The sequence below is a fragment of the Halococcus sediminicola genome, assembly GCF_000755245.1.
Taxonomy (GTDB): Archaea; Halobacteriota; Halobacteria; order Halobacteriales; family Halococcaceae; genus Halococcus; species Halococcus sediminicola.
On the sequence record NZ_BBMP01000001.1, the window covers coordinates 159904 to 180158 of the forward strand.

Annotated in this window: 10 protein-coding genes and 2 pseudogenes; 7 read left to right on the forward strand and 5 right to left on the reverse strand. The window is 59.5% G+C overall.

Annotation, left to right across the window (positions count from 1 at the left end):
- Positions 1 to 118 precede the first annotated feature (118 nt).
- Positions 119 to 938: pseudogene (locus ACP97_RS00670) on the reverse strand (IS5 family transposase).
- Positions 939 to 1739: 801 nt separating this feature from the next.
- Here ACP97_RS00670 and ACP97_RS00675 point away from each other — a divergent pair.
- The 7 genes from ACP97_RS00675 (at position 1740) to ACP97_RS00705 (ending at position 16381) form a co-directional block, all read left to right on the forward strand.
- Positions 1740 to 2882, forward strand: coding sequence for a BMP family lipoprotein (locus ACP97_RS00675; RefSeq protein WP_049995938.1), 1143 nt, complete (start codon positions 1740 to 1742; stop codon positions 2880 to 2882).
- Between the two features lie 51 nt (positions 2883 to 2933).
- Positions 2934 to 4538: an ABC transporter ATP-binding protein gene (locus tag ACP97_RS00680; protein ID WP_049995914.1), complete on the forward strand. Its 1605-nt coding sequence runs from the start codon at positions 2934 to 2936 to the stop codon at positions 4536 to 4538.
- Positions 4539 to 4588: 50 nt separating this feature from the next.
- A complete protein-coding gene (locus ACP97_RS00685; RefSeq protein ID WP_049995939.1) occupies positions 4589 to 5665 on the forward strand; it encodes an ABC transporter permease in 1077 nt (358 codons plus the stop codon).
- Entirely contained in the window at positions 5662 to 6723 is a 1062-nt protein-coding gene (locus ACP97_RS00690; protein ID WP_049995915.1) for an ABC transporter permease, read from the forward strand. Before ACP97_RS00685 ends, ACP97_RS00690 begins: the two co-directional genes overlap by 4 nt.
- Before the next feature lie 614 nt (positions 6724 to 7337).
- Positions 7338 to 9275: a multicopper oxidase domain-containing protein gene (locus ACP97_RS00695; RefSeq protein WP_079977482.1), complete on the forward strand. Its 1938-nt coding sequence runs from the start codon at positions 7338 to 7340 to the stop codon at positions 9273 to 9275.
- Between the two features lie 606 nt (positions 9276 to 9881).
- Positions 9882 to 12614, forward strand: coding sequence for a ThuA domain-containing protein (locus ACP97_RS00700; RefSeq protein WP_049995916.1), 2733 nt, complete (start codon positions 9882 to 9884; stop codon positions 12612 to 12614).
- Between the two features lie 314 nt (positions 12615 to 12928).
- Entirely contained in the window at positions 12929 to 16381 is a 3453-nt protein-coding gene (locus ACP97_RS00705; protein WP_154019868.1) for a family 16 glycoside hydrolase, read from the forward strand.
- Positions 16382 to 16638: 257 nt separating this feature from the next.
- Here the strand turns inward: ACP97_RS00705 and ACP97_RS21195 are convergent.
- From ACP97_RS21195 to ACP97_RS00725, 4 genes and pseudogenes are all read right to left on the reverse strand, one after another.
- Positions 16639 to 17488 (reverse strand): annotated as a pseudogene (locus ACP97_RS21195) (sugar phosphate isomerase/epimerase family protein).
- A gap of 44 nt (positions 17489 to 17532) precedes the next feature.
- Positions 17533 to 18441, reverse strand: coding sequence for a UbiA family prenyltransferase (locus ACP97_RS00715; protein WP_049995918.1), 909 nt, complete (start codon positions 18439 to 18441; stop codon positions 17533 to 17535).
- A 5-nt stretch (positions 18442 to 18446) separates the two neighbouring features.
- Positions 18447 to 19322, reverse strand: a complete 876-nt coding sequence (locus ACP97_RS00720; RefSeq protein ID WP_049995919.1) for a sugar phosphate isomerase/epimerase family protein — start codon at positions 19320 to 19322, stop codon at positions 18447 to 18449.
- Complete coding sequence (locus tag ACP97_RS00725; protein WP_049995920.1) at positions 19319 to 20119, reverse strand: TatD family hydrolase; 801 nt, start codon at positions 20117 to 20119, stop codon at positions 19319 to 19321. The genes ACP97_RS00720 and ACP97_RS00725 overlap by 4 nt, the downstream gene beginning before the upstream one ends.
- Positions 20120 to 20255: the final 136 nt, after the last annotated feature.

Here is a 20255-nt window from a genome sequence, read left to right on the forward strand (position 1 = left end):
GTAGTTGTCGCCGATAACGTTCTGTGAACATTCAGAAGAGCATCATCTTCGGACTTCGCTCGGTGATGACGGCGATGTCTCTGACCAATACGCTGGAGAAAGAGAGCAGGCGGCGAGCCTAACTCGCCGCCTGCGACAAATTATGGACGATACACTTGCGAGTGAGCTCTCGGAACTGGCCGTGCCAGCTCCGAGAGTGGAGCTTCTCACCATCGTCTTCCTTGAGCAGCGAGAAGCCGGTCTCGCTCATCCACCGCTGGTGGTAGTCGTCGGCGTCTATCCGCGCGTTGTGTGCTTGTTTCAACGGCGTGTGCTCTTTGTGCTTGATGAGCGGTCGCGTTGACTCACCGTGACACTTCTCACGGAGAGCACTCCACGAGTAGTTCGCGTCCGCGGCCAGAACCTGCAGGTCTTCCGCGTTCCGGCGGAAGACCTGCATCCCGATGTGGCCGTCCCAGCTTTTTCGGGTGGTGTAGTGGACGTCCCCGATCACCAGCGTGTTCATATCGACCAAGGTTGTCGTTTTCAGCGACTGGAAGGAGTAATCAGCACGATTGCGGTAGTGGTGGCTGGTCTGATCGCGCTGGAAGCCACTGGCGTCGATGGCTGCTTTCCCACTCCAGCCGGCCTGCTCCGCCGAAGTGCGGAGCAGGCGGCGTAGCTCACGCATCTGGAACTGCTGCTCCCAACGACAGAATGAGCTGTAGTGCGGTGCGCGTTCGAGGCCGAATTCGTCAAGAATAACGGTTGAATCGTTGAACCACGCCTCGGTCTCACGGAGGCTCTTGTTGAGTTCGACGCGCATGAGAATCAACGCGATCTGGACCCATTTGGCGTACCCGCTGTCGCCGAACGGCGACAGCGGGTACGCCTGAGTCGTCGACGTGGCGCTTGGCAAGCTTCTTACACTGTCGTGCAAGTGGCCGTTTCGACCTCATATCGTAAGAAGGCGTCCAAATCCCCACAAATCTCACGAAAACACCAGAGAAACCGGCTGAGAACGGCCTCAGCTACCGCTGCAACAAGACATGATTGAAGCTACCGGTAGCTACTTTATAGTCTACGACTCGCTTGACGAGCATCTTGAGGTGGTGCTCGTCAAGCCATTGAAGACACGTTGGATCGCCGAAACCGACGAAAAGCCGATCACGTCGATGCAAAGAAGCTCGCTCAGCTCTTGCGGGTTGATATAGCGGCCGAAAGCTACATACCGCCCGACGAGCTACGGAAAGGCCGCGCGCCAGCGCGTGGCTGAAAAAAGTTTGAGAAACGTACCGATTGCAAGAACAAAGCCCACGCGATCCTCGATCAGAACGAAATTACCCATGAAGGGTCGCTCTGGACCAAGAAAGAGCGCGAGTTCTGTGGGGAATTCACGCCTGACGAACTGGCACAACTATGGCTCAGTCAATGGCTCGAATTTCTTGACGACTACACCGAGAAGACACAACTGTTAATGTTATTCTTACGACTTAGTTTGTTCCGAGTTAATGATCGACACCAAGATTGGCGAAGTGGCCCGGTTTGATTAAGCGGATCAATAGCAACAGAACAGAACACTCGGATATGTCTGTTCATCACGTCCATCAGCCCCGTTGGAGCTGAACACTTTGTCGAAACATTTAACAACTAATCCAAGAAATTCTTGAGGCGAGATGGCAAACAACAGGAGTTCGGACAAGGAGTCGGGGCGCACGCACAGGCAGCGACTGACAGCGAGCGGTATCGGCAGACGTAGCGTGCTGAAATCGGGGACCGCACTCCTGGGTGGGGCGGCTCTCGCCGGCTGTGTCGGCGGCGGTGGCAACGATAGCGACGGTGGTGGCGGAGGCGGAAACGGTAGCGGCGGTGGTGGCGGAGGCGGAAACAGTAGCGGTGGCGGCGGTGGCGGTGGAGGTGGTGGAAGCGGCGCGACGAACATCGCCATCATCTCCAGTCCCGCGGGCTTCGGTGACCAGGCGTTCAACGACCTCGCGTGGGAGGGTCTCCAGAATGCAAAGAAAGAATTCAACGTCAACCTCCAGCAGGTCGAGGAAACTAATCAATCGAATTATAAAACTGTGCAGTCGCGGCTCGCCGAGAGTCAAAGTCCCGACTACGACCTCATCGTTCTCGTTAGCTACAATCACACGCAGGCCCTCGAAACGAACGCCACCCAGTACCCCGACCAGAAGTGGATGCTCATCAACGACAACGTTGAGCAGCCCAACGTCGCGGGCTACGCATGGGCGAATCACCAGATGTCGTATCAGGCGGGCGTTCTCGCCGGCACGATGACGACGCGCGATTTCAGTTTCAAGGGAAGTTCGACGAGTCCCGACAACGCGACCATCGGCTTCGTCGGCGGCGAGGACGGCGCGCTTATCAACGCCTTCGAGCGTGCGTACAAAGCCGGCGCGAAATCCGTCAGCGAGAGCACCAGTGTGAAGGTCGGTTACATCGGCAACTACACCGACACCCAGACGGCGAACAACATCGCCAGCTCACAGTACGACGCCGGAGCAGATATCGTCTATCACGCTGCTTCGGCCGCCGGACAGGGCGTCTTCCAGGCCGCACAAGGGGCGAACCAGTTTGCCATCGGCGTCGATGCCGACCAGTCGAAGACTCTTCCGAAATACAAGGACGTCATCATGGGATCGGCGGTCAAGTACATCAACAAGGGCACGTACCAGGTGGCGAAAGCCGTCACACAGGACAACTGGCAGAGCGTGCAGGGTAACAACGTGCTCGGACTCAAACAGGACGCCGTCGCGGTGGTGCTCGGACAGACCGTCGGCTCGGAACTCCCGAGCGTCGTCGAGAAGAACCTCAAGAAATCCAAACAGGCCATCCTCGACGGCGACGTCACGGTTCCCTGTACCGCGTCCGGCTGCCAGTAAGTCAGCATCGTCGCACACACTATCGATGACGCAAATTTCCACACAGACAGCATGAACAGCACACGAACACCCGCCGTCCGTCTCGATGGCATCACCAAACGCTTCGGCGATGTCGTCGCCAACGATGGGGTCGACTTCACGCTCGAAAAAGGAACTGTCCACGCCCTCATCGGCGAGAACGGTGCGGGGAAATCGACGCTGATGAGCGTGCTCTACGGACTCTACGACCCCGACGGGGGACAGATCGTCGTCGATGGCGAGAATCGAGATTTCGACTCGCCGCGTGACGCCATCGACGCCGGCGTCGGGATGATCCACCAGCACTTCCAACTGGTCGATACCATGACCGTCGTTCAGAACATCGTCCTCGGCCACGAGCCGACCGATGGCGGGTTGGTAGACACCGAAAACGCCCGCTCTGCCATCGCGGACATCTGTTCGACCTACGGCTTCGAGGTCGACGAGTATCTCGACACGCCCATCGAGGACCTCGGCGTCGGGATTCAACAGCGCGTCGAAATCGTCAAAAGCCTCTATCGCGGGGCCGACGTGTTGATTCTCGACGAGCCGACGGCGGTGCTCACGCCACAGGAAGTCGAGAACCTCTTCGGCGTGATGGACGAACTCACCGCCGAGGGCCACTCGCTGATTTTCATCACGCACAAACTCGACGAGGCGATGGCCGCCGATGATATCACTGTGCTCCGGGATGGCAAAGCCGTCGGCACCGTCGATGCAGCCGAGACCTCTCAGGAGGAACTCGCCCGGATGATGGTCGGGCGCGACGTCCTTTTCGACACCGAAGCCCGGGACACCTCGCCCGGCGAGACCATCCTCGACGTCGATGGTCTCCACGTCGCGGACGACCGCGGTCTCGAACGAGTCGAGGATGTCGGGTTCGAGGTCCGCGAGGGCGAAATCTTCGGTATCGCCGGCGTCGAGGGCAACGGCCAGTCCGAACTCGTCGAAGCGCTCACCGGGATTCAAAACGCTGCATCCGGGACGATAACGTTCGATGGTGCCGACATCACGGACACGAGCCGTCGCCACCGCATCGAATCGGGTATCGCGTACGTTCCGGAAGACCGCCAAGAAACAGGTTTAGTACAGGATTACGACCTCGTGCGGAATGCTCTCGTGGGCAACCAAACCATCGAACCGTACGCCCACAACGGGTTCCTCGACTGGGGGGCTGTCCGCGAGCACGCAGACGACATCATCGAAGCGTACGACGTCCAGCCCGCAGACCGCGACGCGACGGCGGGATCGCTTTCGGGTGGGAATCAACAGAAGTTCGTCGTCGGGCGCGAACTCGGCCACGACCCGGCGTTCGTCGCCGCGACACACCCGACCCGGGGCGTGGACATCGGCTCCATCGAGTTCATCCACGAGCGCTTGCGAGAGATGCGCGACGAGGGACTGGCCATCCTACTCGTCTCCTCGAAACTCGACGAAATCCAACAGCTATCCGACCGTATCGCGGTCATGTACGAAGGCGAGTTCGTGGACGTCGTCGACCCCAACGACGTCACCGAAGAACAGCTCGGTCTCATGATGGCCGGGCGCACGCGCGAGGAAATCGAAGAGAACGAAGAGTCCGAGGCCGCCGAGACCGACGCCGACGAACGGGTGCGTGACAGGAGCGTGCGTTCGTGAGCGCCGACAGCGGGCGGGCGCGTGCGGCCCTCGAACGGGCCGCAGACCGCATGCTCCAGGCGTCGGTGCTCGAACGGATAGCAATCGCCGTAGCATCGACGTCGCTGGCGCTGTTGTTGGGCGCGGTCATCGTGGCTGCGTCGGGCTACGATGCGGTGGAGTTCGTCTCCGCGCTGGTCTACGGCGCGGTGGGAACCTCTTCGAACATCGCGTTCATGCTCCGCCAGTCGACGATGCTCATTCTTGCGGGCGTGGCCGTCGCCATCGCTTTTCGGGCCGGTGTCTTCAACATCGGCGTGCAGGGTCAGTTCATCGTCGGTGGGTTCGCCACGGCGCTCATCATCCTCTTTCTCGCGCCAGTGTTGCCCGCTGGAGCAGTGGGCGGCGTCGTGCTCATTCTCCTCGGCACGCTCGCGGCGGTCGTCGCCGGCGGTGCGTACGCGGCGCTCCCGGGACTGATGAAAGCCTACGCGGGCGCGAACGAGGTCATTACCACTATCATGTTGAATTTCATCGCCTCGGGCGTCGTTTTCTTTCTCGTCGATGGCTTTCTCCGTCCGGAAGGGGCCTCGGCACCGAACACCGAGCCGTTTCCGTCATACGTCGAACTTCCCTCCGTGGTATTCAATAGCGCCACGTTCTCGATCATCGGTCTCGCCGTCGCGCTGGCGACCGTTCTCGTCGTCTACGTCGTCATGGCCCGGACGAGGTTCGGCTACGACCTCGTTACTACTGGGCACCAAGAGTCCGTCGCCGCCTACTCGGGCGTCGAGCCCAAGCGGACTATCGTGACCACGATGACGTTTTCCGGCGTGGTCGCGGGTCTCGCGGGCGCGCTGTTTGCGATCATGATCCTCGGTTACTACAGCGACCCGAACACGTTCCCGCGCTTTGGCTTCGATGCCATCGCCGTGAGCCTGCTCGCGGCGAACAACCCGCTCGGCGTCGTGCCGGCGGGACTCCTGTTTGGGGGGTTGGACGCTGGCGGCCAGTACATCGGGTTCACCCTCGATATGCCGCCGGAACTGGTCGATGGAGTCGTCGGTCTCGTGGTGCTGTTCGTCGCCGCGCCGGAGCTGTTTCGGATGGCCGGACAGCGACTCGGACTCGGGGGTGAGGAGCGATGAGTGTCGCTGACTACGCGACCCGAAACCGGCTCACCGTCGGCGTCGCCGGCATCGTCGCCGCTGTATTACTCGTTGGGGGAGCCGCGACGCTATTCGAGTTTCCGGGTGATGAGCTGTTGACTGTCGGTGCGTTCCAGCGGACGCTGCAGGCCGCGATGCCCATCGCGCTCGCGGCCATCGGCGGCCTGTACGCCGAAAAAAGCGGCGTGTTCAACATCGGGCTGGAGGGGTTCATGATATTCGGCGCGCTCGTCGGTGCCGCGGTCCCGTGGCTGCTCACCGGCGGTGGGTCGATCAGTCAAGCCGATCTCTGGGTCGGTATCATCGCGGCCATCCTCGTCTGTTCGGTGCTGGCCGTGGCCTTCGCCGTGCTCACAGTGACATACGAGGCGAACCAGATCGTCGCGGGATTGGCGGTCTGGTTCATCGGCCTCGGCTTCGGGCCGTTCACCGCGACCGTCATCTGGGGTGGCGTGTCCAGCCCGACGCTTCCCAGTATCGACAACCTCACCGTCCCCCTGCTCTCTTCGATACCTGTACTCGGTCGGCTACTCTTCGATTCCTCACCGCTGGTGTTGCTCACTATCCTGTTGACCATCGCCGCGTGGGTCGTACTCTATCGAACCCGGTATGGCTACTGGGTGCAAGCGGCCGGCGAGAACCCGAGCGCCCTCGACACCGCGGGCGTCGACGTGACCCGCGTCCGTTATGCTACGGTGGTGTTTTCCGGTGCGATGGCCGGATTGGCTGGCGCGACGCTCTCTATCGGTATCGGAAACGGGTTCACCGGCACCGGTGCGACGCTCGTCGACGGTCGGGGCTGGATCGCCATCGTGGCGTATCTCTTCGGGAACTACAACCCCATCGGGACCCTCCTCGCCTCGCTACTGTTCGGCGCGATGGACATGCTCCAGATTCAGCTCCAGACCATCGGCATCTCGCTGCCGGGAAGCATTACAGGACTGTTCCCCTACGTGGCCGTCCTCGTGGTGCTCACGTTCATCGGCTACACGCGGGTTCCCGCCGCCGTCGGCGAGCCATACGACACCGAGGAGTAGGCGCTGACCGCTTTAGACTTGCATCCTACACCCCACAGGCGGCGTGACGTCCCTAAACCTTAGTATAGCTCCAACTCGCCTCTGTTTCACTCGCTGACAAAAGCCTAATTTCGGCCCCTGAACCGTGTACAAACGCAATGGCGAATGCTCGCGGGGTACATCGCTGGAATGGGGAAGGGGAGGTAATCTCGGGGTTCTGACACCGAACTTCGAAGGCGGTAGGCTCCCGGAGCTCGGTATCAAGCCCTCTACACCATGTTCGTTCCACATATGTACCCAGTGGCTCGTCGTCTGCTGGGAAATACTGGCGTGACGGCCAGCCTCCGTAATTGTATCTACCGCGTAGGGTTCTTGCCGGAACAAGACCGGCGGACGAGACGCATCTCGTCCATCTTCTGTGACTCACTGATCGCTCGTTCAAGCTCTTTTCAGTGAAATAATCGGCGACTTCCAGCTGACGTTCCCCCTCAATCAGTCCTCTACGCGCTCTCAGAATTCAATCCTTTTACAGACCACTATACGGACGCCAATGGTTCGTCCCGTGTAGAACTATTACAGATTCATCCCGAAAATTAATTTGTCCGGGCTGCTAGCATCTCTCAGTAAGATTCGATATGACAGACAGAGACCGCCATAGCCAGACAGAGGACACAGAACTGGGACTCTCTAGACGGCGCCTGCTTCGAACCGGCGCAGCCGTAGGGATCGCTGGGACGCTCCCGCAGATCTCCGTCAGAGCGGCCGCACAATCGGTCCCCGCTTCCCCCGACCTCGATAAGTTCGTACAACCGCTTTCCATTCCGGAAATTAGGGAGCCTGACGGCACGAGAAACGGAGCCGACGCCTACCGAATTTCGCGGGAGGAGTTCACTCAGAATCTACATCCAGACCTCCCGGAAACCACGGTTTGGGGCTTTGACGGCACGTACCCCGGACCGCTCATCGAAGCGCAGCGGGGCGAGCCGATAACGGTCCACTTCGACGATAGCGGGCTGCCGACCGAACACATGTTCAAGGTCGTCAAGTCAATCCCCGGAACGACGGCCGAGAACCATCCTCAATACGGGAAGGACGTTTCCGTCCCAGAAGTCCGGGCAGTAACCCACTTCCACGGACTCGAAGTCGAGCCTGAGAACGACGGCCAGTCCATGATGTGGACGTCGCCCGAGGGCGTCGTAGGTCCAGGATTCGTCAACGAGTGGCAACGGCTTCCGATGGATCAGGCCAGAACGACCTCGACGTACCACGACCACACGCTCGGCATCGTCCGGCTCAACGCGTACGCCGGGCTGCTCGGCATGTACACGATTCAGAGCCAAGCAGACGAAGACCTCAATCTCCCAAGTGGCGAGTACGACATACCACTTCTTTTACAAGATAAGACGTTCAATTCGGATGGCTCGTTGTACTACCCCGACGAGTTTGTTCCGAGTTTCGTCGGCGATACCGCAGTTATCAACGGTGGCGTGTGGCCGTACATGGAGGTCGAACCCCGACGATACCGTTTTCGACTCGTCAACGGCGCGAACCACCGGACGTTCAGCCTCAAACTCGAAAACGAGTCGGGCCAAGGTGTCCCAATGATGTACCAGTTCGCCCCTGGCCACGGATTTCTGGAATCAGTGGTTCCGATCGGTCCGAATGGGGATCTCAGTTCGCTCGTCATCCAGCCATTTGAGCGCGGCGAAGTCATCGTCGATTTCTCCGATTACGCAGGAGAAACACTCACCCTTACTAATAACGCCGAATTGCCCTACGAAGGGAACAACTCGGGAAGCGATCTGAGCGAACTTATGCAGTTCCAAGTTGCCAACCCGACCGAGGAACCGGCGGACAGGAGCGCGAACCCGACGAGTTTGAACCTGCCGTTCTCTCGCAAATACGACGAGAACGATGCGAGCGTGACGCGGGAGATGACGCTCGATCTGACCTACAATCAAGAAGTAGGGTCGATCAAACATACGTTGAACGGATATGGGTTCGTCGAATCTGTCGATGACGACGAGAAAGGGATCGTGAAACCGCAACTCGGCGCGACCGAGATCTGGAAGCTATCCAATACGACCAACGGAGCACATCCGATCCACCTCCACTTAGTTACGTTCAGAGTGATCGGGCGCGGACCGGACGGAACCGAACCTCCTGACCCGAATGAACGAGGGCACAAGGACACCGTTCGGGTCGAGCCGAATGAAACAGTACGAATCCTCACACGCTTCGATGGATATACTGGACATTTCCCCTGGCATTGCCACATGCTTGAACACGAAGACTACGAGATGATGCTCCGCTTTGTCGTGCAGGACGGCGGCGATAGCGATGGCCCACCGGTGATCGGTGATTCGGATTCCGCGCCGACCGATCCGGACGGCGATGGACTCTACGAGGACCTCGACGGTGACGGCGAAGTGACCGACGTCGACGGGGAACTGTTCTTCGAACACATCGACGACCCTGAGATGCAGAACAACGCCGAGTACTTCGACTTCAACGGCAACGGCCGCCTCGACTTTGACGATGTCGTCGAATGGCGCAAAAAGAACAACAACTAAGAACGCCAACGCGGCTTCGCAAGACTTCTGTCAGCTACTTCGACGTACGGCCGGTACACGTTCGCCTGTCGATTGCCTCTCGTCGCCGCTCGCTGCATGCGATGACTAATCCCGACGAACTACTCCGCAAGTTGCAACCGTTCAAATATTGTCGGGTGAATTTCAAATATTATCGACGTCAGTCAGTGCTCCGGCTACGAAACGCCGTGTGGTGACCGCCCTCCCGAAGAACTTACAGCTGCGTTTCGGCCAGCGATGCCCACCACGCCGCCTCGGTCCGCTCGAACGCCTTGGCACCGTCCAACGTTCGTCAACCTGAGTCTAAGAGCACGGTGGCGATTGATTAGTATATCTGTTCTAACTACAATGTTTGTTCGCAAACCGAAATCATTTTAGTGCTGTGGCGAGCACTGTATGTGTGTTGTCAGCATGAGTTATGATACTAGTGACATCGTGAACAGCGATGCTACAAACGTAAAAAGTACTGCGAGAACCAGCACGTCTCGGCGGCGAGTCCTGCAGGGGCTCGGCGGTCTCAGCGTGGCTGGACTCGCTGGCGTCGGGTCGGCTCGCTCGCAGGCCTCCAAAGGAAGAATTCAGGCACAGATGGGTGACTCTGCGATCGGCTCGGACCCTGCAATATTGGTATTCTCGGCGACTACGGAGTTTCGGCATAATTCTATTCCTGAGGGTAATCAGGCGATTCAGGAACTCGCTACCGAAATCGGAAACGAAAACGATGTCGACTTTACGGTCAACGTCATCGAGAGCGACGCCTCACAGTTCCCCGCCAATGCGGGTGAGCTGTCTCAGTATGATCTGGTGGTCTGGAACAGCACCACCGGTGATGTCTTAAATGACGACCAGCAGGCCGCCTTCAAGCAGTATATCCAGTCCGGCGGCGGGTACATGGGTATCCACGCCGCCGCTGACACCGAATACGACTGGGAGTGGTACGGCGGTCTCGTTGGCGCGTATTTCAGCAGTCACCCCTCGGTCCAGGAGGCCGAAGTGCATGTGACAGATCGGACCCATCCTTCGACGAGTCACCTCCCAGCCGTCTGGACACGAACCGATGAGTGGTACGACTACCAAGAAAATCCCCGTGGAGACGTTCACGTCCTTGCCGCTCTCGACGAGAGCACCTACGAGAACGAAGGTATGGACGGAATTGACCATCCAATCGCCTGGGCGCAATACTACGACGGCGCACGCTCATTCTACACCGGCGGTGGTCACACCGACGACAGTTACGATAGCCGGCGTTTCCGTCAACACCTCAAGGGCGGGATGATGTGGGCGGCGGGCTACATCGGTGGCGGCGCGTCGGGCACCGTCTGGGACAACTACGAGAAAATCCCCCTCGACACCGATACCCAAAATCCCGCGATGGTCGATATCGCTTCGGATGGACGTGTCTTCTATATCGAGCGTGGTGACTTCGGCGGCGGTGAGGAAACTCCCGCCGAAGTAATCATGATTGATCAGGAAAACGACAACGAAATCTCTACGGTCCTCGACCTCACTGTCTACGCTGGCCAAGAAGACGGTCTCTTAGGAATTCTGCTCGATTCGGACTTCGAAAACACCGGATGGGTGTATCTCTACTATTCGCCGACCAACGACGAGATTGACGGGCCTCACAATCGCCTCTCGCGATTTACGATGGAGGGTGATACGATAGATCCCGACTCGGAGGTCGAGATTCTGCGGGTTCCCACTCAGCGCGAGACGTGCTGTCACACCGGTGGGGACATGCACTGGGGCCCCGGTGGCGAGCAGCTCTACCTCACCACCGGCGACGATACCAATCCGTTCGAATCGAGTGGGTATGCCCCGATTGACGAGCGCGACGGGCGGAAAAACTATGATAGCCAGCGTACGGCTGCTAACACCAACGATCTTCGGGGAAAAATCCTGCGAATCATCCCTCAGGAGGACGGCAGCTATACCGTTCCCGACAGCAACCTCTTCCCTGGCGACAGCAGCGGCGGTGGCGGTAGTGACAGCGACGCCATCGAGCCGGGAACGACGATTGAGCTAGGCGGAGAAATCAGCGGATGGATCGGCGAAGCGCCGAGTTCGATCGAGGGTGAGACCAATCCGACGCTCACACTACAAGAAGGCGCAACCTACACAGTCGCCTTCGAGAACCTCGACGGCGCACCCCACGACTTCTACATGCTCGATGAGAACGAGAGCGAGCTCGTCGGCACCGAACTCGTGACCGGGCAGGGCGGGACGGCCTCGGTCGAGTTCGAGGCGACGGCCGAAATGGTACAATACTACTGTTCGGTCCATCCGTTCCAGATGCGCGGTGACGTTGCGATTGAGGAAAGCGACAGCGGTGGCGGCGGTGGCAATGTCAAGCCCGAGATCTACACGATGGGCAACCGCAACCCCTATCGGGCGGCGGTCGATCAGGAAACGGGCACGCTCTACTGGGGTGACTACGGTCCCGATGCCGGCAGTTGGAACGCCGAGCGCGGCCCGCTGGGGATCGTCGAGTTCAACCAAGCTGACGAACCCGGCTTCTATGGCTGGCCGTACTTCGTTGGCCCCAGCATTCCGTATATCGACTACGACTTCGAGACCGAAGAATCAGGCGACCCCTTCGACCCCGACAATCCAGTGAACAAGTCGCCGAACAACGACGGCCTCACTGATTTGCCTTCATCTCAGGAGGCGATGATATACTACTCTGGAGCCTCCTGGGAGGATCTCTTAGACGCTCCTGAGTACGCTCAAGAATACCTCCCTGACGAACCACCCTTCCCGCAACTACAGGGCGGCGCGCCGATGGCAGGACCGGTCTTCCGCTACCAGGACGATTACGACTCCGATGTCTCGCTACCAGAATCGTTCGACGGGAAGTTCTTCATAATGGAGTGGAACGAGAACTGGATCAAGTACGTCTCCTTCGACGACGACGGCAACGTCACCGAGATCGATCCATTTTTGCCGGACATGGAATTCCTTCGTCCGATGGACATGAAGGTCGGTCCCGACGGCGCGCTATACCTCATCGAATGGGGAAGCGGCTTCGGCGGCCCGAACAACGATTCAGGGGTTTACCGCATTGAGCATTCGGACGACGGCGATAGCGATGGCCCACCGGTGATCGGTGATTCGGATTCCGCGCCGACCGATCCGGACGGCGATGGACTCTACGAGGACCTCGACGGTGACGGCGAAGTGACCGACGTCGACGGGGAACTGTTCTTCGAACACATCGACGACCCTGAGATGCAGAACAACGCCGAGTACTTCGACTTCAACGGCAACGACCGCCTCGACTTCGACGATATCGTCGAATGGCGTAAAAAGAAAAACAGCTAAGAACGTGAATTAGCCACTGCTGGCACGGTTCGGCTTCTGGCGAGTGTTTTTTATCGAGATGCCTGATCACGGTTTACCGGGGAAGTCGAAGCCCTTTCTATGCCATTCAGATGAAACCGATAAAATGCCCGGATGTCGATGGTGATTGTGTTTTTAAGTAGAAGGGAGTTTTAACGAAGCCAAATAGACATAAAATATTTATACTTTCGGTCAGATAAGGTTTCGTGGAAGAATTAGATCCAAGTACAAACGATAGAGAACAAATCGGACTTCCGAACAGACGACGCGTTCTACAAGCGATCGGAGGTCTGGGTGTGGCCAGTTTAACCGGCATGCCTGCCGGAGCACAGTCTACCGACGACGAGTGGATTCAACTGTTCAACGGCGAGAATCTCAACGGCTGGATGCCCAAGTTCACAGGACAGCCTACCGGCGAAAACTACAACGACACTTTCACTGTCGAAGACGGGCTGCTTACGGTCGCTTACGACGATTACAATGAGTGGGACGGCACCTTCGGCCATCTCTTTTACGACGAGGAGTTCTCTCATTACATTCTCCGCGCCGAGTATCGCTTTGTCGACGATCAGGTTTCTGGAGCTCCTAGCTGGGCTTACAGGAATAACGGTCTGATGATCCACGGCCAGACGCCCGAAGAAATGGCACTCGATCAGGACTTCCCCGACTCCATCGAAGTGCAGTTGCTCGGCGAATCGGAAGGCAGTGATGCTGAACGCACCACCGCCAATGTCTGTACCCCGGGCACCGATATCTTCATGAACGGTGGAATACACAATCAACATTGCACCAATTCGAACTCGGATACCTATCGCGGGGACCAATGGGTAACCGCTACGCTTGTTGTTCGTGGCAACGAGGCAATCCGCCACATCGTCGAGGATGACGGAGTGGTCCTGAGCTACACGAACCCCCAACTGGATAACGGTACCCCACTTGAAGACGGCACCATTTCCATCCAATCCGAGAGCCACCCCACCCAGTTCCGATCGATTGAGCTGAAGCCAATCGATCCAGATTCGCCCATTGGAACCGGCGACCCGACCGATACCAGCCCCATCTGGAGTAGCTACACGAAGACGGAACTGGCATCCGACCTAGACGCGCCGATGGCGATTGACATCGCGCCCGACGGTCACGTCTTTTTCAGTACTCGTGGCAACGTCAACGGAGGCACCGGAACGGTCAAGATGATCGACCCTGACACCACCGAGATCACGACCATTCTCGAACTTGACGTCTACATTAGCGGTGAGGACGGCTTACAGGGACTCGTTCTTGACCCAGACTTCGAGGAGAACGGCTGGCTGTACCTGTACTACTCCGCACCGTTCGGCGAGACCGATGAGGATCCCCACAAGAAGCTGTCTCGGTTCACGGTCGAAGGGGACACGATCGATCCATCATCGGAGATCGAAATGCTCAGAGTACCGGCCGCACCCGATCCGTTGGCTCACGTCGGCGGCGACCTGGAGTTCGGCCCAGATGGGAATCTCTACCTCTCGGTCGGTGACGACACTAGCCCGTTCGAATCGGGCGGCTACACGCCGATCGACGAGCGCGACGGCCGAATCGGGTTCGACGCCCAGCGCTCGGCGGGCAACACCAACGATCTCCGAGGGAGCATCTTACGAATCACACCTCAGGAAGACGGTGGCTACACCGTGCCCGATGGAAACCTCTTTACTGGCGATGAGTACGCCGAAGCGCGAGCGAACGATCTCGTCAAAACCGAGATCTACGTGATGGGCTGTCGCAACCCCTTCCGAATGGGTATCGATCACGAGACCGGCGTGCTGTACTGGGGCGATTACGGACCTGACTCGCGTGGATGGGATGCCGAACGCGGCCCGCCCGGAATCGTCGAGTTTAACCGGGCCGCTGAGCCTGGGTTCTACGGGTGGCCGTACTTTGTCGGCCCCAATCTCCCCTACATCGACGGAGAGTTCGTGGACGCGGACAACAGCCGGGGCTATACTTTCGAGTCGTCGGGCGAACCGTTCGACCTGCAGAACCCCATCAACGAGTCGGTGAACAATGACGGACTGGCAGAACTTCCGGCCGCTCAGGAGCCGGTGATCTGGTATACGTACTCATGGAGCGCGCTCCTCAACTCGCCGCCCGAGTACGCCCAGGAGTACCTCCCTGAGGAACCCCCGTACCCCGAATTCGAAGGCGGGTCGCCAATGAGCGGTCCGGTATACAACGCTGAGAACTACTCGGGCGACGACGCACTGGTGCAGTACTTCGACAATAAGCACTTCATTGCAGAGTGGTCCGCCGGCTGGATCAGGTATGTCTCCTACGACGACAACGGGGAGGTGCTCGATATCGAGCCATTCATGCCGAATGAAACGTTCCTCCGGCCGATGGTTATGACCATTGGACCAGATGGCGCGCTCTACCTCCTTGAGTGGGGCAGCGGATACGGCGCCCCCAACAACGACTCGGGAATCTATCAGATCACCGGCGGCGCGGCTGCGGTGGTCTCGCTAAACCTCGATAGCAGCACGCTGGGCCAAGACGAGTCGACGGTGGCCACCGTCACAGTCGAGAACACCTCCAGCAGCGAACTGTCCGACGTGGAAGTGTCGCTGACCTCCAACACCGATCAGATCGAGATCAGTGGCACTTCCGGAACGAGCATCGACTCGATCGCGGTCGGCGAGGACCAGCCGGTCGAATTCGACATCTCGGCCATCAGCGACGCCTCGCCGGGGAGCTACACCCTGAACGCTGAGGCGACGTTCACCTACGATGGCGAAGAGGAAGAAACCAGCGCGAGCACAACGGTCACCGTCTTCGGTGGCGAACCTCTCGAACGGGGGTTGGAGGCGCACTTCACGTTCGACAACGACATGCCGGTCAACGAGGTCACGGGCACCGATGCGACGATCAGCGGCGACGTGACCACCGGCGCGGAGGGTATCGTTGGTAACGCCTACGAGTTCGACATTAATCAGGCGACGGACGTCACGTTCGGCCCCAATGAGGGCGAGGCTGACGACGGCGTGATGACTGAGCCCTTGCCGCTCAACGGCGAGGGCGCGACCGCCGGCGCGTGGATCAACTACACCGAACACGAATCGTATGCGCGTGCGCCATTCCAGATCGGCGGATCCCTCTCAAACGGGCCGGCAAACGGGTGGGATCTGGAGTTCGCCAACCAGAGCCAGGCGATTGTTCCACAGCTCTGGAACAATGGCAACACCGGCGTCGGGGGCGGCGGCTCAGCGATCGAGGTTGATCCGGAGACGTGGTACTTCGTGGTGATGGTCGTCAACGGCGGCGATACCAAGATTCACGTGTTCGATCAGGAGAACGAACTCAATTCTTCCCCCCAGACCTGGACCGGTGGCTCGCGCAGCCGGTCGGAGAGCGAGCCGATGAGCATCGGCGTCGGGCAGGGATTCGACATGGCCGGCCGCGTCGACGAACTGTGGGCATACTCGCGCGCACTCCCCGAGAGTGAAGTCGATCAACTCTACACGCAGTCACTCGAGAGCGACAGTGGCGATGGCCCACCGGCGATCGGCGATTCGGATTCCGTGCCGACCGATCCGGACGGCGACGGGCTCTACGAGGACCTCAATGGCGACGGTGAAGTGACTGACGCCGACGCGGAGTTGTTCTTTGAGCACATCGACGACCCCGAGATGCAGAACAACGTCGAGGCGTTCGACTTTAACGGGAACGGCCGTCTCGACTTCGACGACATCGTCGAATGGCGCAAAAAGAAAAACAGCTAATCATTCGACAGCGGCCGAACACGCGGTTCTCTTCTTTAGTTTTACAATACAGAGTGGGTTCATTGAAAATTCAGAGTATAAAAATCAGCTACGCGCCTTCTTTCGTGAGAAATACATTGAGTGTGTCTGTCTATTTGAGCTCATTAACGAGCAGATCGTAGCGGGGATTCACCACGAGATTTACAAATATACGGAGAAACATTGAGTGTGGATGTGTCTGGTTTGTTACTATTTTACCGACATGAATCGTCGAATACTCAGCAGTACGCCGAGAGCACCTCGTACGCCTCGCGGGCGGCCATGTCCGGCTCGTCGGGATACGTGTAGAGTTCGAGCGTGGCGAACCCCCCCCGTAGTCGATGTCATCGAGCGCGTCGAAAATAGCTCGAAAATCGAGGTCGCCCTCGCCAGGGATGCGATGGTAGTGTTTGCCGCGAACGCCCCCGACGATGTCCTCCAGATGAACGCCCGTGATGTGGCCCGCACTCTGTCGGATGGCTTCGGCTGGGTCCTCGCCATAGACCGCGGCGTGGCCGACGTCGAGGTTGACGCCCAGCGAGTCGCGGCCGACGTCCTCGATGAGCGCGAGGACTTCCTCTGTACACTCGACGAGCAGTTCGGGTTCGTACTCGATGCCCACCCTGATGCCACACTCTTCGGCGTAATCGAGTATCGAATCGAGCGAATCGAGCAGGTACTCGTAGGCCTGCCCCGGTGGATTGCCGGGTAGCGGGCGGCCGGTGGCGAGACAGACCGCCGGCGCACCAGTCACAGAAGCGAGGTCGATGGCTCGTTTCGTGTACTCGATGCGCCACTCTCGATTCCGGTCGTCGGCGGTGACAACAGTTGGGTCGAAAAACGACGACGGTGGCGCGTCGTCGTAGTAGCCCGTCGCGGTGTTGCGTTGACGTTCGAAACTGCCATCTCTGTGCCGTCGAGCACTCTCGATAGCTCCTCCTGTTCGCTCTCACCGAATTCGGTGAAGTACGCGTGCGGTTCGTCGCCGAGAATTTCGACACCGGCGTAGCCGTGGTCGGCGATACGTTCGACCGCTTCGGGCAGTGTGTGGCGCGTGTAGGCGTTCGTTGAAAAGGCCAGTTCGACCATACCCACTCGATGGCCGCCGGGCCGAAACACCTTCCGAGGGGTGGCTACGAAACGTCGAACAGGTGAGAGAGTCCGTATGCAGGAACGAGGAAGACGAGCGTGGCGAGCGCCCAGCCGATACCCGCCAGCGCCGCGAACGCCGAATCGAGTATCACCAATCCGAGAATGCAGGCTCCGACCGCCGGTCCGACGGTCCCAGGACGGGGATTCGCATACGCCGGTCCGAGCGCGCGCCCGGTCCACGCGAGGAAGCCGCCGGCGAACGCGAGCGCGAAGGCGCTTTGAGTGAGTGCAGGACGAATCACGACCACCGCGAGCACGGCGAGAGCGGCCAGCAGGACGCCGGCCGCCGCCCCTGCGACCGCGCCTCGATTCGTGGTGGTCGCCTCGTTTGCGGCCATGTACGTCACGAGCGCGATATACAGCGCGATGACGACCGGAATCGTGAGTTGCCACGTCGAGAGAGCGAACGCTCCCGCCGCGGTCGTGCCGAGTAAGATGTTGAGTCCGCGCACGCTGCCCATTGCGAGAAAGCCCGCGGGACCACCCTTGAGCACGCTATCGTAGAGCGTGATGACCGTCGCAAGCGCCGCCGCGAGCGCGCCGGAACGCACGCCGGCCACCGCAAACGCGACGAGAACGCCACCGAGCAGCAATGTCGCACCGAGTGCGCCCGCCGCCCGCCGCGACACGTCTCCGGAGGGAATCGGTCGCTCGGGGCGCTCGCGCGCGTCAACTCCTGCATCGAAGTAGTCGTTCAGCGTCGTGCCGCCAGCGTACAGCAGTACCGACGCGCCCGCGAGACCGGCGAGTGACGGTAGCGAGACCGTCGCCGCCGTGGCTGCAACCAGCGCGCCACCGAGAAGAACATCGGGTGGTGCACTGAAGAGATTGGGCACGCGTACCAGCGCCGCATAGGCCACGAGCCGTTCTCGAAAACGTGACTCGTCCACCTAGCTCAGACCCACCCGCAGTCTTCGAGATAGCTCATCGCCTCGCGGGCGGTTTCGGCGGCGGTCTCCTCGTAGGGATAGAGTTCGACCGTGACAAATCCCTCATAGCCCCGCGAATCGAGCGCGTCGAGGAAGTCGTCGATGGCCATTGCGCCGTCGCCGAGCTGGGTATGCTCGTGACTGCGGTCTGCGGGGATATCCTCCAGATGCACGTGGTCTACGTACTCGGCGAGTCGGTCGAACGCCTCCACGGGATCCTCGCCGACACTGAAGAGGTGGCCAGCGTCAAAGTTACACCGAATTCGTGAATAGTCAATGCGCTCGACGAATTCGAGGAACTCCCCGGTGGTCTCGATGAGCAACTCGGGTTCGGGCTCGACGAGTACGTTGATGCCGACGGTCTCGGCCGTCTCGGCGATCTTCCGGAGGCTCTCGACGAAGTCGTCCATCGCTTCGTCGTCGGGTCTGTCGAACGGTACCGGGCCGCCCGGCGGAATCGAGATGCAGGGTGCGCCGAGGTTCGCGGCCGTCCGCAGGGCGGCCTGGGTGTGTTCGACCCGCGCCTGCCGATCCTCGGCGTCGTGTTCGACGAACGAGGGGTGGTGGAAGTCCTCCGTGTCGCGGCTGTACTCCGACTCGCGGACCCGGTCGCTCACTTCGCCGGCGCTGAACATGAACGCATTACAGTTGGCGATCTCGAGGTCTTGGTCTGCGAGTATTCGCTGGATACGTTCAGTCCTGGCATCATCGACCGTCTCTGGGTAGAGGTGGGGCTCGTCGAGCAGAATCTCGATGCCGTCGTAGCCGGCGCTGCCCAGCACCTCGATCGTCTCCTCGAGGCTGTACTCCCGGAACGCATTGGTTGAGAACCCGAACTTCATCGTTCGTACTCGAAGTTCGACGACTGGTCGAAGAACTCGTAGGGGTTGTCGAAGACGACCTTTTTGACTTCCTCGTGCTCCCATCCACGGTCGAGCATCTTGTCCCTGGCTTTCGGCACCGCGAGCGGGTCCGAGGGGTCCCAGTCGGCGGCGCTATTAAATAGCATCTTGTCGGTACCGTACTCTTCGAGGAGGTCGATGGCCGCCTCGTCCTCGATCTTGCCGGGATAGAGCGTGAAGCCGACCCAGCAGTCCGTCGTCAGGGAGGTCTCGATGGTGTACTCAGTATTGTGGTCGATGACGATGCGTTCCTGGGTGACGCCCTCGTCTTCGATGATGTCGACGATTCGTTCCGTTCCCTCGGGTTTGTTCGTGTGTGGCGTGTGGATTATTACGGGGAGTTCGCGCTCTTCTGCCATTCGTAGCTGGGTACGGAAGGCCCACTCCTCGTCGTCGGTGCCCTGATCGAAACCGATCTCGCCGAGGCCGACGACGTTCTCGCGGTCGAGGTACTCCGGCAGACGGTCCAGCACTTCCTCGGCCATCTCGCGGTAGTTCGCCTCCTTGGGCTCCAGCCCGATGGTCACGTAGTGGTCCATTCCGCCGGCGCGCTCGGCGCGCGCGGTCTCGAAGTCGATGATCTGCTCGAAGTAATCGAAGAACGAGCCCGCGTGCTGTTTGTCCGTGCCGCTCCAGAACGCGGGTTCGATGCAGCACTCGATGCCAGCCCGACGCGCCCGTGCGTAGTCGTCGGCCGAGCGCGAGACCATGTGCATGTGCGGGTCGATGATCTCCATGCCTGTCGCGTATACACATCTGACGCTGCCGACGATATGCAGTGTGTAGAGTGGGGTGGGTGCCGTGACATTGAAAAAAAAAACAGAAAAGACGAAGAAGAAACAGGAGAAAGATCAGAACGAGAAGGTAAAGAGC